This is a genomic window from Burkholderia sp. SJZ089, assembly GCF_007828315.1.
Lineage (GTDB): Bacteria > Pseudomonadota > Gammaproteobacteria > Burkholderiales > Burkholderiaceae > Burkholderia > Burkholderia gladioli.
This window is the reverse complement of record NZ_VIUM01000019.1, coordinates 142,147-156,668: the sequence shown is the minus strand read 5'-3', so window position 1 is coordinate 156,668 and position 14,522 is coordinate 142,147. Positions and strand designations below refer to the sequence as shown.

Sequence of the window (14,522 nt, the reverse complement as noted above, 5' to 3'; positions counted from 1 at the left end):
CCTGCCGGCCGCGCCCGGCGCGAGATGCGAAGCGCGCCGCGCGCGGCCGAGCGCTTCCGGCGCCGCGCGAGACGCGCGGCGAACGAGGCGGGAGATCGGGGGAAGCAGCGAAGGAGGCAAACGGCGGTCGGCCCGGGATGCCGACGCGAAGCGGTCAGGCACGTTGCGCGCCCTCTACAGCGCCTCCTGGCAGAGCACCATCATCCGCTGCACCATGGTGGACGCCTCGTTGAGTTCCATCTCGCTGGTGAACAGCGCCGGCACGCTCGACAGCCGCACCGCGATGCCGGCGCCGAGCAGGTCGCGGCTGGCGATCTTCAGCGCCAGTTGGCCGATGCGCACGCGATCGAGCCAGTCCATCGTGACGCGCTGCTTGTCGAGCCAGCCGCGGCAGCAGCTGACCACGTGGTCGACGCGCCATTCCTGCGTCAGCGCATAGGAGGCGGCGGCGATCGCGACCAGGTAGCACAACAGGTCCGGTCTCGCGCTCGCCGTGTCGGTGAATTCAGGTTTCGTCATGCGGTCCGCCTTCGGTGTATTGCTGAACGTCGGCGATAAGTATGAACGAATGCCGGAAAAACAACCCGGGAATTCGAGGCCGGCGCCAGCGCGCCGCGCGACGTTCAGCTACCGGGCTTGACCCGTCGTTCGTCGCCGCGCAGCAAGGTGAAGCGATTCTGATCGAACAGATAATAGTAGGTTCCGTTGCCGGTTTCGTTACGGCTGCCATGCACGATCACCAGCTTGCTGTTGCGCCGGAATTCGATCGGCTGGTCGATGTCGACGTCCCAGCAGCAGACCGTAAACGGCAGCCAGACGGTCTCGCCCGTCCTCGCGTCGACCGCCACCGTCATGGTGCAGGACGCGCCGCAACCCCAGCTGCTCAGCGCGTAATGGCCGGCGAAGTTCGGTTTTTTGCCCGACAGTTCGCGCAGCCGCGCGGCGAACCTGTGGTCCTGCTCGGACTGGATCGTGGTGGCGGCCACCTTGCCGTGCCAGGCCGGCGCCGGGAAGTTGTCGAATTGCGGCACCGGCGCCGGGCTGGCGGCCAGCGCCAGGTTCGCCGCGATACCGAAAACGATCGATGCGACAGCAAAACGAAGACCTTTCATTGCGTTCAATACCCGTGATGTTTTTCCCAGAATTTACGGGCATGCTGCGCGCTGTGATAACGGCCGTAAATATATCGAAGCCCGCCCTGCGCTTTCTCGACGGCATTACCGAAGGATTTCTCGCCATTCGGATTCAGCGCGTACTGGGCGCGCAACAACGGGAACAGGCCGCGCGCCGTGGAATTCGGATTATGCGAGTTCACCACCCCGCTCGATTCCTGCGCCAGGATCCACAACGGGTCGGCATAATCGGTGACGGGCGCCTTCTCGAGCGCGATCGCGTCGCGCAGCGCCTTCTGCGAGGCGGGCGGCACCACCGAGGGATCGATCGCGACCCAGCCCTGCTTCTTGGGCGGGCGCGGATGGTTCGAACGCGATTTCGACTTCGACTGCGTCGGCCGAGTAGCGGTCATGGTGGTTTTCCTGGTATCGCGGCACTCGGCCCGACTTGTCTCCGAAGCCTGTCGAGTCGGCCGACGGCGACTATAAACGCATTGACCATCCAGGTAAATGAAACGGCGTGAAACCGCGTCGATCGAATTCGATCAATCGGTCGAATGCCGTCGGATTTAGTAAAATTTTCCGTCGATTTAATGGCGAATTGATTGACCGGTAATTTTCACTGCATTTAAATCGATCGGGCAGCGGCGGATCGATCCGGCGGGCCGACGCCCGCGGCCGGCCGGAACGAAAACCGCGCGCGCCGGTATCATGACCGGCACATGCCACCGCGCGGCGCCGCCCATCGCGCCCCACGAAAACAGCCGGAGACGCCCCCCATGCAATCGTTTTCGTTTCAGACCGTCCCCCACATCGTGCTCGAGGCGGGGCTGGCTCGCCGGCTCGGCGAGTTGCTGCGCGAGCGCCACGCCGGCCGCCGCGCCTGCGTGCTCACCGACGCCTTCCTGCATCGCGGCGGCACGCTCGCGCCGGCGCTGGCCAGCCTGGCGCGGGCCGGCTGGGAGGTGCTGGTGATCGACGAGGTGGTGGCCGACCCGCCCGAGGAGGTGGTGCGCGACGCGGCCCGGCGCGCGCGCGAATTCGGCGCCGAGCTGGTGATCGGGCTGGGCGGCGGCTCCTCGATGGACGTCGCCAAGCTGGTGGCCGCGCTGTGCGCGAGCGAGCAGCCGCTGGAGCAGATGTACGGCGTGAACCGCGTCGAGCACGGCCGACTGCCGCTGGTGCAGATCCCGACCACGGCCGGCACCGGCTCCGAGGTCACGCCGATCTCGATCGTGACCACCGGCAAGACCACCAAGAGCGGCGTGGTCTCGCCGCGGCTCTACGCCGATTCGGCCTTGCTGGACCCGGAGCTGACGGTCGGCCTGCCGCCGGCGGCGACCGCCGCCACCGGCATCGACGCGATGGTGCACGCGATCGAGGCCTATACCAGCAAGCGTCTGAAGAATCCGCTGTCGGACCATCTCGCCTGCAAGGCATTGCAATTGCTCACCGCCAACCTGCTGCCGGCCTGCCGCGACGGCCAGAACCTCGCCGCGCGCTCGGCCATGCTGCTCGGCGCGATGCTGGCCGGCCAGGCCTTCGCGAACGCGCCGGTGGGCGGCGTGCATGCGCTGGCCTACCCGATCGGCGGCGTGTTCCATGTGCCGCACGGGCTGTCGAATGCGCTGGTGCTGCCGCACGTGCTGCGCTTCAACGCGCAGGCCGCCGCGCAGCAGTATGCCGAGCTCGGGCAGTTGGTCGGGCTCGAGCCGGTCGGCCCGGTCGAGGAACAGGCCGAGGCCTTCATCGCCTACCTGGTGCGGCTGGCGCGCGACGCGGGGCTGCCGGCCAACCTGCAGGCGGTCGGCATCGACGTCGGCGACCTGGCGGGGCTGGCGGCCGATGCGATGAAGCAGGAGCGGCTGCTGGTCAACAACCCCTGCGAGATCGACGAGGCCAGCGCGCTGGAGATCTACCGGCGCGCGTTCGAGCACGTCTACGACGAAGTGCAATAGCTGCCTCGCCCACCTCCGGAAAGAAAAAACCGCGCGGGACAGCCATCCCGCGCGGTTTTTTTCATGGACCCGGGAGCCTAGTTCGTCCGGCTCGCCGAAGGCCGCGCGAAGTCGGCGCCCGGCGGCGCATCGGGACGCTTGCCCGGATACGCGCGGCGCAGCTTGGCCACCTGCGCGGCCGTCACCGTCGAGCCGGTGTTGCCCCAACTGGTGCGCACGAAGTTCGCGACGTCGGCGACCTCCTGGTCGGACAGGCGCCAGCCGAACGGCGGCATGGTGAAGCTCGACGGCGCCTCGTGCGTGCCGTTCAGCGCCGCGCCTTCCAGCACCACGTGGATCAGCGAGGTGGGATCGGCGCCCTGCACCACCGGGTTGCCGCCCAGCGCCGGAAACACGCGCGTGTAGCCGCGGCCGTCGCTGCGGTGGCAGGCCATGCAGTTGTCGACGTAGACGGACGCGCCCGGCCGCTTCGCGTCGCCGGCGCGCAGCGCCTGGGCGGCCGCGTCGTCGTAGGCGTAGGCGGTCTCGCCGCTCGCGCGCGGCGGCAACGACTTCAGGTAGCGCGCGATGGCGCTCAGGTCGGCATCGCTGAGGTACTGCATGCTGTGGTCGACCACGTCGGTCATCCCGCCGAACGCCGCCGTGTGCAGGTTGCGCCCGGTCTTCAGGAAACGCACGATCTCCTGCTCGGACCAGGTGCCCAGGCCCGTGCGCGGCTCGCCGCGCAGGCTGGTGGGCACCCAGCCGTCGATCGCCGCGCCGCCGGCCAGGAAATCGCTGCCGTCGGCGTCGCCGAGCGCGCGCTCCTGCATGGTCGGCGCGCGCGGCGTGTGACAGGCGCCGCAATGGCCGAGCCCCTGCACCAGGTAGGCACCGCGCGCCAGCACCGGATCGGCGTACGAGGCGGCCTCGAACGGCTTGGGCGCCGGCGCGTACAGCTTGCGCCAGATCGCGAGCGGCCAGCGCATCGACAGCGGCCAGACGATGTCCACCGCGCGATTGGGCTGCTCGACCGGCGCCACGCCCTGGCTGAAGTAGGCGTACATCGCGCGCACGTCCTCCTCGCTCAGGCGCGCGTAGGACGGATACGGCATCGCCGGATAGAGCGTGTCGCCGTTCTTGCGCACGCCGGCGCGCACCGCGCGATCGAAGTCCTCGAAGCGCCAGCCGCCGATGCCGGTCTTCGCGTCGGGCGTGATGTTGGTCGAGTAGATCGCGCCGATCGGCGTGTCGAACTTCAGGCCGCCCGCGAAGGGCTTGCCGTTCGGCGCGCTGTGGCAGGCGATGCAGTCGCCGGCGCGCGCCAGGTATTCGCCGCGCTTGAGCAGTTCGGCCCGCGCCGCGTCGTGGCCGGCGGCCGGCGCCGCCACGGCCGCCGCCGATGCCGCGAGCGGCGCCGCCGTCACGCCCGACGAAGCCGGCACCGGCTTCACCGCCACCGCGTCCTGGCTCGCGCCGAGCGCGGGCCAGGCCAGCGCCGCCGCGGCGGCCACCACGCCCGCCGCCATCGCCACGCGCCACGCCGCGGCACGCGGCGTCCTCGAGAAGATGCTCTGCTTCATACGCTCACCAAGGGGCCGGGGTTCTTCAGGTACTGCGTGCGGATCGCGCGCGCCGACCAATAGGCCAGCGCGGCCACCAGCCCGGTGGGGTTGTAGCCGGTGCCCTGCGGGAAGGCCGAGGCGCCCATCACGAACACGTTGTGCACGTCCCAGCTCTGCAGGTAGCGGTTCAGCACGCTGGTGCGCGGGTCGGTGCCCATCACCGCGCCGCCCACCAGGTGGGTGGTCTGGTACTGGCGCGCATCGAAATGCTGGCCGAACTCGCGGGTCCATACGCTGATCGCCTTGGGCCCCATCGCCTCGGCGATCTTGTGCATCTGCCCGGTGACGTAGCGCGCCATCCTGATGTCGTTGTCCTTCCAGTCGAAGGTCATGCGCAACAGCGGCTGCCCGTAGGAGTCGCGGTAGGTCGGGTCGAGGTCGAGGAACACGTCGCGATAGGACATGTTCGAGCCGTGCGCGTCCATCGAGATGGTGTGCGCGTAGCTCTGCTTGACCGCCTTCTTCCACGGCGAGCCCCAGGCCGGCGTGCCGGGCGGCGTGGCGATCCCGCTGACCGGCTTGACGCCGGCCTGGTTGACCCACATCGGCGAGCCGCCGACGAAACCGAGCGGGCCGTGGTCGAAGTTGTCGGAATTGAAATCGTCGACCGCCACGCCGTTGCCGCCGGCGCCGACGAAGGGATTCGTGTAGGTGTCCTGGTCGAAGAAGGCCTTGATGGTCGACAGGTTCTGGTAGGCGAAATTGCGGCCCACCACGCCCTCGCCCGAGATCGGGTCGTAAGGCTTGCCGATGCCGGACAGCAGCAGCAGGTGCACGTTGTGATACTGGAACGCGGCGACGATCACCAGATCGGCCGGCTGGAACACCTCGCGGCCGGCCGGATCGACATAGGTCACGCCGGTGGCGCGCTTCCTGGTGTCGTCGAGCTCGACGCGCAGCACGTGGCACTTCGAGCGCAGCTCGAAATGCGGCTCCTGCTTGAGCGCCGGCAGGATGTTCAGGTTCGGCGAGGCCTTCGAGTACATGTAGCAGGCATAACCGCTGCAATAACCGCAGAAGTTGCACGGCCCCATCTGCACGCCGTAGGGATTCGTGTAGGGCCCCGAAGTATTGGCCGAGGGAAGCCGGTAGGGGTGCAGCCCGAGCGATCTGGACGCGTCGAAGAAACGCTGGGCGGAATAGGTGTTCAGCTGGGCGGCCAGCGGAAAGCCGTCGCTGCGATCGGCCTCGAACACGTTGCCGTCGCCCACCACCTTGCCCTTCACGCGATAGGCCTGCCCCGAGGTGCCGAACACCTTCTCGGCGAAGTCGAAGTGCGGCTCGAGCTCCTCGTAGCTGACGCCGTAGTCCTGGATCGTCATGCCCTCGGGGATGAACTTCCTGCCGTAGCGCTCCTCGTAGTGGCTACGCAGGCGCAGCTCCTCCGGCATGATGCGGAAATGCACGCCCGACCAGTGCAGGCCCGCGCCGCCCACGCCCTCGCCGGGCAGGAAGGCCGCGAGCTGCCGGTAAGGCAGCGCCGTGTCGCCCGGCGCATGGCGGATCGACAGGGTGGTCTTCGACAGGTCCAGGAACAGCTTCTTGCGGACGTTGTAGGTCAGCTCGTCGAGCGTGTTCGGATAGGCGCCGTCGGGATAGGTATCGCGATACTCGCCGCGCTCCAGCGCGACCACCTTGAGGCCGGCCTCGGTCAGTTCCTTGGCGAGGATCGCGCCGGTCCAGCCAAAGCCGACGATCACGGCATCGACATGCGGTTTCTTCTCGGCCATCAGCTGCGCTCCCCGTTGATCGACACCGGCCCGTAGGGATAGGGCTTGCCGTCCTGATTGACGAAATCCATGAAGTCGGCGCGCGCGCCGGGGAAGCCGATCATCTTCCAGGCCGCCATGCCGCGATTGCCGCCGTGCACCGGATCGCAGAAATACCCCTCGCGCGTGTTCTGCAGCAACTGGCCGAAGAACACCTTGGCGGGCACGTCGCCGAGTTCGAGCTTGCCGGCCTCCAGCGCGCCCAGCACGGTGTCGCGCGTGGCCGCGTCGAGCTCGGCGAAGGGCTTGCCGTAGGCGGTGCGGCTATAGCGGTCGACCGCCGCGATGCCGAGCCGGTAGATGTCGCGCGGCACCAGCTTCAATTGGTAGCCCAGTTCCGGCGCGCCCTGCTGGAACGGCCCCTGCATGTACCAGGTCGCGCCGTGCGCATAGGGCGTCTCCATCTGGCGATCGATGAACTCGGGCGCGCCCGCTTCCAGCGCGCCGGGCCCTTCGGCGTCGGCCGGGATCAGCCGGTCGCAGGCGGCCTGCACGAAGGCCCATTCGGCGGCATCGAAGAAACGCGGCTTGTAGGGGCCGGCGTCGGCGCGCGCGCCGGCTGACTGCGCCGGCGCCGAGCCTTCGTGCCTGCCGAGATCGCAGCCGGCCAGCGAGGCGGCCGGCACCAGCGCGATGCTGGTCTGCAGGAAGCGGCGCCGCGAGCCCGGTTTGTCGGGTGGGGTGGTCATGATGGTCCGTTCTGGGTTGGGGCGACGGGTCGGGCGCGTGCCGTTCGGCACGACGTCCTCACCGATCGTCGCGCCCCGCCGCTGCCCGTTATCTTGAAAAATAGGCGATACAGACAAGACACCTACATTTCATTTAGCCCGCGCATTATAGATGGAACCGGTTCCATTCGATAGCGCGGACGGACAAGGGCTTGTTTCAGATCGGGACATAATCGGCGCGGGCGATGCCGGATCGGGCACCGCCGCGACGGATCAGCGAGCGTAGAACTCGCTGTCGAGGTGCTGCCAGTCGGCGCAGCCGGCCGGCGCCTGGTCGACCGCCACGCCCGCGTATCGGGGTTTCGGCGAGCTGACGTCGATCGTCAGCGTCACCCGGCGGCCGTCGGCGAGGTCGCGGAACACGCTGGTGTCGACGCTCTCGCCGTTGCGCAGGAAGGTGGAATCGTCGCCGGCCGCGTCGGTCTTCGAGACGCGATGCACCACGCCCGCCAGCGTCGCGTGGCAGGCGCCGTTCGCCACGCGCAGCTCGTAGGCGTAACGACGCTTGCCGCCCGGATCCTGCCCGGCATCGCGCAGCACCAGGGTGGTGGTGGTCGAGGTGCCCTGCGCGCGCAGCATGACCGCGCCGGTGCCGGCCGCCGCGTGGGCAGGCTGGCCCGCCAGCATCGCCCCGGCCGCCAGCGCCAGGCCGGCCAGGCGCGCCGCGCTGCCGGCTCGTGCCGATGTCTTCATGCTTGGTCTCCCGAATCCGTCGAAGGCCCTTCGCCAGCGGGCCGATATTCCTCTAACGCCGCCGCGCGCGATTGCGCCGACAGGCGCGAGAGATTCCGGGCGAGCGTTTCCGCAATGTCGAGCACGCCGTTTCGCCGCCGGGATCGAGCAGGCCTCCGCCGCTCAGGCCTCGGGCCGCGCCGGCTCGATCGTCACCCAGTAGCGCGTGCGATAGACCACGCGCACCGGCAGCGTGGCCGGCAAGGCGGCCAGGATGTTGTCGGTATTGTCGATCTGGAAGGCGCCCGTGATGCGCAGCTCGGCGACGGCGGGGTCGCAGCGCAGCAGCCCGGGGCGATAGCGCGCGAGTTCGGCCGCGAAGGCGCCGACCCGCATCCGGTCCGCGAACAGCACGCCGCGCGACCAGTCGGCCGCATGCGGATCGGCCGGCCCGCTCGCGCCGATCGCGTCGGCCGAGAAGCACAGCTGCCGGCCCGCGTCGAGCCGACGCCGCAGCGCGGGCGCGGCAGCCGGCGTGATCTCCACCGCGCCGTCGAGCACCGTCACGCGCGAGGCGGCACGCGCCGGCTCCACCACGCCGTCGCGCACCACGAAGCGCGTGCCCAGCGCGCGGATCCGCCCCGCCGCCGTCTTCACCACGAACGGCCGGTGCCAGGCATAGGGGCTGTGCGCGTCGGCGCCGGTGGCCACCAGGATCTCGCCGGCCACCAGCTCGAGGCGACGCTCGTTGGCATCGAAGCGCACGTTGAGCGCCGAACCGGTATTGAGCTCGATGCGCGTGCCGTCGGCCAGCATCAGGCCGCGCCGCTCGCCGGGGCCGGTGCGCTGCTCGGCGCCCCAGGCCTGCCAAGGCAGCAGCCGATAGGCGAGGTAACCGGCCGGCGCGAGCGCGGCGGCGGTGCCGCCCAGCGTCTTCAAGGCGGCGCGCCGGTCGACGCGCCGCTCGCGGCCCAGCGCCGGCAGCGCGGCCGCGGCCGGCATCGCGTCGAACTTCGCGTCGAGCCGCAGCACGCCCTGCCAGGCGCGCTCGTGCTCCGGGTCGGCCTCGCGCCAGCGCGCGCAGGCGGCCAGGTCCTCGGCGGACGCGCGCTCGCGCAAGCGCACGGCCCAGCCGGCGGCCGCGCGCGCCACCGCGCGATCGAGCGGCGGCGCCTCGCGATCGGCCGCCGCACTCACAGCGTCAGCAGCAGGCATGCTTCGTAGGCGCTCACCATGTAGCGTTTGACGGTGCGATCGCTGATGCCCAGCCGCAGGGCGATCTCGGCATAGGTCAGCCCCTCCAGTTGAGACAGCAGGAAGGCGGTACGCACGTTGGGCGGCAGGCGATCGAGCATCGCGTCGATCTCGTGCAGGGTCTCGAGCACCAGGCAGCGCTCCTCGACCGAGGGCGCGCAGGCTTCGGGCAGCAGGGCCAGCGCCTCGAGCCAGGCGCGTTCGAGCGACAGGCGGCGGTAATGGTTGAGCACCAGGCGACCGGCGACCGTGCTCAGGTAGGCGCGCGGCTCGCGCAGCTCGCGCGGATCGAAACCGCCGGCCCCGCTCCAGGCGCTCAGCACCCGCACGAAGGTGTCCTGCGCCAGGTCCGCCGCGTCCGAGGCATTGCCGAGCTTGCGGCGCAGCCAGCCCTGCAGCCAAGCGTGATGGTCGAGGTACAAGGTGCTGACTTCACGTTGCACGTCGGAGAGGACGGCGGACATCGAGGAAACCCCTTTTGCGGCAAGCGCTTCGAATCAGAAGTGAAGATAAGAATCATTCGCATTTTTATATAACTGACAGCTTTGTGCAATCGCTCGATGCATGTGAAATAAGGGGCGGGTTGGCGACATGACGAGCCGGCAAGGACCGGCGGGCGCCTGTCGCGACGGCCACGGCCGGGTGTGGAACAGGGGCTTCCACCTTGCCGCGGCGCCCTATCCCGGCAGACATGATTCGATTCATCCGCCGGCCGCGATCAACGGAAATGCCGGCCTTGGCCCTCACTGGTCATACCAGTATGAACAAAGGCCGAGCCTGCTTTTCGCCTCTGCCGCAGCTCGCCATCGCGTCTGATCGGCTCGATCCGAATCCCGCCCAGCCCTGTCCACGCCCGTTTTCGGCGCCTTCCTCGCGCTCGCGCACCCGAATGACGCATCGCCGCCGCGCAAAAACGGTGCATCGACGCGCCGCAGCGCCGGTCAGCGTGGCCAGACCAGCCGAACGGCACATGGCCCGGCTCTTGCTAAATCATCGGGGGCCGCCACGGCGGCCCGACCCGACCGCTCCGATTCACCGACAAGACCACCCGAGAACCCGCGATGGATTTCCGACCGAACCGCACCTCCTCCCGCCGCGCCTGGCTCGCCGCGCTGCTGGCCGCCCCCGCCCTGCTGCTGTTCGGCGCGAACGCCGCCCAGGCCGACGCGCTGGACACCATCACCAGGAGCGGCACCCTGCGCGTCGCGGTGCCGGAGGACTATCCGCCGTTCGGCTCGGTCGGCGCCGACATGCAGCCGCAGGGCTACGACATCGACACCGCCGCGCTGCTCGCCAAGTCGCTCGGCGTGAAGCTGCAGCTGGTGCCCGTCAACAGCGCGAACCGGATTCCCTACCTGACCACCAACAAGGTGGACCTGGTGATCTCCTCGCTCGGCAAGACGCCCGATCGCGAGAAGGTGATCGATTTCTCGGCCGCCTACGGCCCCTACTTCCAGGGCGTGTTCGGCCCCGCCGACATCAAGGTGGCGGGCCCGGCCGACCTGACGGGCAAGACCGTCGGCGCCACGCGCGGCGCGCTGGAGGAGATCGCGCTGACCCAGATGGCACCGAACGCCACCATCAAGCGCTTCGAGGACAACAACGCGACCATCCAGGCCTTCCTGTCGGGCCAGGTGCAGCTGATCGCGGCCGGCAACATCGTGGCGGCGGCGATCCTCGCCAGGAACCCGCCGCGCCGCCCCGAAACCAAGTTCGTGATCAAGAACTCGCCCTGCTTCGTCGGCCTGAACAAGAACGAGCCGCGCCTGCTGGCCAAGGTCGACGCGGCGATCGCGCAGGCCAAGAAGGACGGCGCGCTCGACGCGATCTCGAAGAAGTGGCTGGGCCAGCCGCTGCCGGCCGGCCTGTGAGCGACGCGCGACGCGCGGCCCGGAGCGAGCGTCGTCGCGGGTCGGCGAACGCCGTCCCTCGCGAGCCCGCGGGCGACATCCGCCGCGGCGCTCTCGCGGCGGCGACATACGCGGCCCACGCCTGACCCGCCGGGGCGGCCCAACGCGGCGCCGCCCCTCCCGAAGCCCAACCAACCCAGCCTCGAGATGACCTACCAGCTCCAGTTCGGCGATCTCGCCGACTACGCCGGCATGTTCGCCAGCGGCGCGGCGACCACGCTCGCGCTCACCGCCGCGTCGACCGTGCTCGGCCTCGCCATCGGCGTGCTCGGCGCCGCCGCGCACGACACGCGCGCGCCGGGCCTGGCCTGGCTGCGCGCGCTGACGGGCGCCTATGTCGAGGCGATCCGCAACACGCCCTTCCTGGTGCAGTTGTTCTTCGTGTTCTTCGGCCTGCCCGCGCTGGGCATCCACATCGGCGAGGTGACGGCCGCGGTGCTGGCGATGACGCTGAACCTGGGCGCCTACTCGGTCGAGATCGTGCGCGCCGGCATGGCCGCGGTGCCGCGCGGCCACCACGAGGCGGCCGCCGCGCTGGCCATGTCGCGCGCCCAGGCGTTCCGCCACGTGGTGCTGCCGCAGGCCTTCGCCAAGGTGTTCCCGGCGCTGACCAGCCAGATCGTGATCACCATGCTCGGCTCGGCGGTGGTCTCGCAGATCTCGGTGGCCGACCTGACCTATGCGGCCAGCTACATCCAGTCGCGCAATTTCCGCGCCTTCGAAACCTACTTCGTGATCACGCTGGCCTACCTGGCGATGGCGCTGCTGCTGCGCTTCGTGCTGAATACCGCCGGCCGGCGCCTGTTCCTGCGCCGCGCGGGAGGTGCGCGATGATCGAATTCAGCTTCTGGCAGATCCTCGACAACCTGCTGCTGGCCGCGCGCTGGACCGTGGTGCTGTCGCTGGTCTCGTTCGTGCTCGGCGGCGCGCTCGCGCTGGCCCTGCTGGCGATGCGCGTGTCCAGCAACGTCGCGCTGCGCGGCGCCGTGAAGCTCTACATCGAGATCTTCCAGGGCACGCCGCTGCTGATGCAGATCTTCGTGGTGTTCTTCGGGCTGCCGCTGGCCGGCCTCGACGTGCCGCCCTGGGTGGCCGCCACGCTGGGCCTGACCTTCTTCACCAGCGCCTACCTGGCCGAGATCTGGCGCGGCTGCGTCGAGGCGGTGCCGCGCGGCCAGTGGGAAGCCTCGGCGAGCCTGGCGATGAGCTATCTCGAGCAGTTGCGCCACGTGATCCTGCCGCAGGCCGCGCGCATCGCCGTGGGGCCGACCGTCGGCTTCGGCGTGCAGGCCGTCAAGGACACCGCGCTGGTCTCGATCATCGGCTTCACCGAGCTGACCCGCGCCGGCACCGTGATCTCGAACGCGACCTTCCGGCCGTTCCTGGTCTATGGGCTGGTGGCCCTCATCTATTTCGCGCTCTGCTATCCGTTGACCCGCTGGGCGCGCGTCTTGCAAAGGAAATGGCATGCCGCTCGTTGAAACCCGCGCGCTGGAGAAGAACTTCGGCGCGAACCATGTGCTGAAAGGCATCGACTTCAGCGTCGAGCGCGGCCAGGTGGTGAGCATCATCGGCCGCAGCGGCTCGGGCAAGAGCACCCTGCTGCGCACGCTCAACGGCCTGGAAAGCATCGACGCCGGCTCGATCACCATCGACGGCACCACCGTCGACGCGCGCCGCGGCGACCTGCGCGCGTTGCGCCTGAAGGTGGGCATGGTGTTCCAGCAGTACAACCTGTTCCCGCACCTGAGCGCGGGCCAGAACGTGATGCTGGCGCAGACCGTGGTCAAGCAGGCCAACCGCCACCAGGCGCGCGCGATCGCCGAGCTGATGCTGGAGCGCGTGGGCCTCGGCGACAAGTTCGACGCCTATCCGGAACAGCTTTCCGGCGGCCAGCAGCAACGCGTGGCGATCGCCCGCGCGCTGGCGATGAAGCCGGCCGTGCTGCTGTGCGACGAGATCACCTCGGCGCTCGATCCCGAGCTGGTGGCGGAAGTGCTGGGCGTGGTGGAGAACCTCGCCAAGGAGGACATGACGCTGATCATGGTCACGCACGAGATGCGCTTCGCGCGCGCCGTGAGCGACCAGGTGGTGTTCATGCACCAGGGGCGCGTGTGGGAAAGCGGGCCGCCCGAGCAGATCTTCGGCGCGCCGAAGACGATCGAGTTGCAGCGTTTCGTGCAGTGAGTTCGCGCGGGCGGCGAGCGCAATGCAAGGGCGCGTTTCGCCCCGCTCGCGCGGCGCAGCATCGGCTGGCCTTGGTCGCGACGTCGCGCCGACGGGGCTCGCGCGCGGCCGGCGCCCGCGTCGCGCGCGGCTTGTGCGGCGCTATGGCGAGGCCTCGCTTACCGCCCCTGGCAACGGTGACCCTCGGTAACACAATCGAGGGGAACGGCCGGCCGTCGCGCGCGGTCCATGACAGCATATCGAGCGCGCCGCGGGTGCCGCCGCCGCACTCGACGCTCCACCGTAGCGACAGGCCCGGCCGCCCCGCGCGCGGCCTTCGTCATCATCGCGTCACGTCGATACGGTATTTCCGATGTCCCCGCGTCTGCGACGCGGCTGCCCTGCCTTCGGAGTCGACCATGCTGAGCCCACACGAACTTGCCACCCTGATGCTGATCCACGGCGCGCCCGACGGGATCGACCCCGATCGCGCCGAGATCGACACGCTGCTCGAACACCGGCTGGTGTCGGTCGAGCCGCACGAGGACGGTGTCGCGCGACCGGCGCTGACGGCCACCGGCCGTTCGGTGCTGGCGGCTGCCGGACGGATTCCGTCGGCCGCCCCAGCCATCCGCGACCTGGCGCCGGGCGTGTGAGGGTGAGCGTGGCACGGCGGATGCGCGCGGCGGGCGGGACAGCCTGCGGCGCGCGCATCCGCGCCGCCCTGCTTCTGGCGTGAAGGGCCGCACCCCGCGCGACGCCACCGCCACCGCCCGATAAACCACCATTCGTCTTCACCGCGCCTGCCCCCCAGCCTAAGCGCCGATTGCCTCACGCGACAAATCGCCTCACCTTTCAGCGCGCAAGCCCGTTCCGCCGTCCCGCCTGACACATTCCCGACGCAAATCGCGCCGCAGTGGTTTACCATCGCGCGATGCTGTCGCCCATCTCCTCCCGACGTCGTCTGACCGCCTGGCTTGGCCTGCTGGCCATCTGGCTGCTGGTGCTGATGCCGCTCGCCAGCCAGCTGGCGGAAGCGGCGGCCGCGCATCGGCCTGACGCGCCGATCTGCGCGGCGGCGCAGCATGTCGACCGGCACGAGCTGCCGCGCGACGCCTTGTCGGCTTGCGGCTATTGCGACTTGCTGGCCTCGCATGCCTATGCGCCGGCCGCCGCCGCGCCCGCCGATGCCCTGCAGCATCCCCTCGTGCGCCGCGTGCCGCTGCTCGCGCCGGCCCCGCCGCCCCGCTCCTTCCCCTCGCTGGCCGCGCCGGCGCGCGCGCCACCCTCGCTGGCCTGATTCCGCCGCTGCGTTCGATCGCGCGGGCCCGCGCCCGCCGCCGAGACCT

The 14,522-nt window shown here is 69.8% G+C and carries 16 protein-coding genes; 7 read left to right on the top strand and 9 right to left on the bottom strand.

Annotated elements, in window-relative coordinates:
• Positions 1–174 precede the first annotated feature (174 nt).
• The 3 genes from FB600_RS29570 to FB600_RS29560 all read right to left on the bottom strand — a co-directional run bounded on the left by FB600_RS29570 (position 175) and on the right by FB600_RS29560 (position 1,525).
• Positions 175–519, bottom strand: a complete 345-nt coding sequence (locus FB600_RS29570; protein ID WP_013689825.1) for a hypothetical protein — start codon at positions 517–519, stop codon at positions 175–177.
• 104 nt (positions 520–623) lie between these two features.
• The gene (locus FB600_RS29565) at positions 624–1,112 is read right to left on the bottom strand and encodes a hypothetical protein (protein ID WP_098151877.1); all 489 of its coding nucleotides are present in this window, start codon (positions 1,110–1,112) and stop codon (positions 624–626) included.
• Between the two features lie 5 nt (positions 1,113–1,117).
• Positions 1,118–1,525 carry a hypothetical protein gene (locus FB600_RS29560; protein ID WP_096752809.1) on the bottom strand — a complete coding sequence of 136 codons (408 nt, stop codon included), beginning with the start codon at positions 1,523–1,525 and terminating at the stop codon, positions 1,118–1,120.
• A gap of 366 nt (positions 1,526–1,891) precedes the next feature.
• On the opposite strand from FB600_RS29560, the gene FB600_RS29555 reads away from it, so the two are divergent.
• Entirely contained in the window at positions 1,892–3,070 is a 1,179-nt protein-coding gene (locus FB600_RS29555) for an iron-containing alcohol dehydrogenase (protein ID WP_096752808.1), read from the top strand.
• Positions 3,071–3,147: 77 nt separating this feature from the next.
• Here the strand turns inward: FB600_RS29555 and FB600_RS29550 are convergent, their stop codons facing one another.
• From FB600_RS29550 to FB600_RS29525, 6 genes are all read right to left on the bottom strand, one after another.
• Positions 3,148–4,578 carry a c-type cytochrome gene (locus tag FB600_RS29550; protein ID WP_373421874.1) on the bottom strand — a complete coding sequence of 477 codons (1,431 nt, stop codon included), beginning with the start codon at positions 4,576–4,578 and terminating at the stop codon, positions 3,148–3,150.
• Positions 4,579–4,628: 50 nt separating this feature from the next.
• Entirely contained in the window at positions 4,629–6,407 is a 1,779-nt protein-coding gene (locus FB600_RS29545) for a GMC family oxidoreductase (RefSeq protein ID WP_200055535.1), read from the bottom strand.
• Complete coding sequence (locus FB600_RS29540; RefSeq protein WP_025100931.1) at positions 6,404–7,132, bottom strand: gluconate 2-dehydrogenase subunit 3 family protein; 729 nt, start codon at positions 7,130–7,132, stop codon at positions 6,404–6,406. Before FB600_RS29540 ends, FB600_RS29545 begins: the two co-directional genes overlap by 4 nt.
• A gap of 252 nt (positions 7,133–7,384) precedes the next feature.
• Positions 7,385–7,864, bottom strand: a complete 480-nt coding sequence (locus FB600_RS29535) for a hypothetical protein (RefSeq protein WP_098182715.1) — start codon at positions 7,862–7,864, stop codon at positions 7,385–7,387.
• Positions 7,865–8,026: 162 nt separating this feature from the next.
• Positions 8,027–9,058 carry a FecR domain-containing protein gene (locus FB600_RS29530; protein WP_096752805.1) on the bottom strand — a complete coding sequence of 344 codons (1,032 nt, stop codon included), beginning with the start codon at positions 9,056–9,058 and terminating at the stop codon, positions 8,027–8,029.
• A complete protein-coding gene (locus FB600_RS29525) occupies positions 9,037–9,561 on the bottom strand; it encodes a sigma-70 family RNA polymerase sigma factor (RefSeq protein ID WP_025100934.1) in 525 nt (174 codons plus the stop codon). Before FB600_RS29525 ends, FB600_RS29530 begins: the two co-directional genes overlap by 22 nt.
• A 597-nt stretch (positions 9,562–10,158) precedes the next feature.
• Between FB600_RS29525 and FB600_RS29520 the strand changes: the two genes are divergently transcribed.
• From FB600_RS29520 to FB600_RS29495, 6 genes are all read left to right on the top strand, one after another.
• Complete coding sequence (locus tag FB600_RS29520; protein ID WP_145758019.1) at positions 10,159–10,968, top strand: transporter substrate-binding domain-containing protein; 810 nt, start codon at positions 10,159–10,161, stop codon at positions 10,966–10,968.
• Between the two features lie 186 nt (positions 10,969–11,154).
• Positions 11,155–11,841 (top strand): amino acid ABC transporter permease, encoded by a 687-nt coding sequence (locus FB600_RS29515; protein ID WP_013689816.1) that lies wholly within the window; start codon positions 11,155–11,157, stop codon positions 11,839–11,841.
• Positions 11,838–12,488, top strand: a complete 651-nt coding sequence (locus FB600_RS29510) for an amino acid ABC transporter permease (RefSeq protein WP_013689815.1) — start codon at positions 11,838–11,840, stop codon at positions 12,486–12,488. Before FB600_RS29515 ends, FB600_RS29510 begins: the two co-directional genes overlap by 4 nt.
• Complete coding sequence (locus FB600_RS29505; protein ID WP_025100937.1) at positions 12,475–13,194, top strand: amino acid ABC transporter ATP-binding protein; 720 nt, start codon at positions 12,475–12,477, stop codon at positions 13,192–13,194. The genes FB600_RS29510 and FB600_RS29505 overlap by 14 nt, the downstream gene beginning before the upstream one ends.
• 398 nt (positions 13,195–13,592) lie before the next feature.
• Complete coding sequence (locus FB600_RS29500) at positions 13,593–13,829, top strand: hypothetical protein (protein WP_047838585.1); 237 nt, start codon at positions 13,593–13,595, stop codon at positions 13,827–13,829.
• A gap of 278 nt (positions 13,830–14,107) precedes the next feature.
• Complete coding sequence (locus tag FB600_RS29495; RefSeq protein ID WP_096752804.1) at positions 14,108–14,473, top strand: DUF2946 family protein; 366 nt, start codon at positions 14,108–14,110, stop codon at positions 14,471–14,473.
• Positions 14,474–14,522 lie beyond the last annotated feature (49 nt).

Excerpts from the sequence above, each read along its gene's own strand:
- FB600_RS29570 (WP_013689825.1), bottom strand. The coding sequence starts at position 519 with ATGACGAAACCTGAATTCACCGACACGGCGAGCGCGAGACCGGACCTG.
- FB600_RS29565 (WP_098151877.1), bottom strand. The coding sequence starts at position 1,112 with ATGAAAGGTCTTCGTTTTGCTGTCGCATCGATCGTTTTCGGTATCGCG.
- FB600_RS29560 (WP_096752809.1), bottom strand. The coding sequence starts at position 1,525 with ATGACCGCTACTCGGCCGACGCAGTCGAAGTCGAAATCGCGTTCGAAC.
- FB600_RS29555 (WP_096752808.1), top strand. The coding sequence starts at position 1,892 with ATGCAATCGTTTTCGTTTCAGACCGTCCCCCACATCGTGCTCGAGGCG.
- FB600_RS29550 (WP_373421874.1), bottom strand. The coding sequence starts at position 4,578 with ATGGCGGCGGGCGTGGTGGCCGCCGCGGCGGCGCTGGCCTGGCCCGCG.
- FB600_RS29540 (WP_025100931.1), bottom strand. The coding sequence starts at position 7,132 with ATGACCACCCCACCCGACAAACCGGGCTCGCGGCGCCGCTTCCTGCAG.
- FB600_RS29535 (WP_098182715.1), bottom strand. The coding sequence starts at position 7,864 with ATGAAGACATCGGCACGAGCCGGCAGCGCGGCGCGCCTGGCCGGCCTG.
- FB600_RS29530 (WP_096752805.1), bottom strand. The coding sequence starts at position 9,058 with ATGCCTGCTGCTGACGCTGTGAGTGCGGCGGCCGATCGCGAGGCGCCG.
- FB600_RS29525 (WP_025100934.1), bottom strand. The coding sequence starts at position 9,561 with ATGTCCGCCGTCCTCTCCGACGTGCAACGTGAAGTCAGCACCTTGTAC.
- FB600_RS29520 (WP_145758019.1), top strand. The coding sequence starts at position 10,159 with ATGGATTTCCGACCGAACCGCACCTCCTCCCGCCGCGCCTGGCTCGCC.
- FB600_RS29515 (WP_013689816.1), top strand. The coding sequence starts at position 11,155 with ATGACCTACCAGCTCCAGTTCGGCGATCTCGCCGACTACGCCGGCATG.
- FB600_RS29510 (WP_013689815.1), top strand. The coding sequence starts at position 11,838 with ATGATCGAATTCAGCTTCTGGCAGATCCTCGACAACCTGCTGCTGGCC.
- FB600_RS29505 (WP_025100937.1), top strand. The coding sequence starts at position 12,475 with ATGCCGCTCGTTGAAACCCGCGCGCTGGAGAAGAACTTCGGCGCGAAC.
- FB600_RS29500 (WP_047838585.1), top strand. The coding sequence starts at position 13,593 with ATGCTGAGCCCACACGAACTTGCCACCCTGATGCTGATCCACGGCGCG.
- FB600_RS29495 (WP_096752804.1), top strand. The coding sequence starts at position 14,108 with ATGCTGTCGCCCATCTCCTCCCGACGTCGTCTGACCGCCTGGCTTGGC.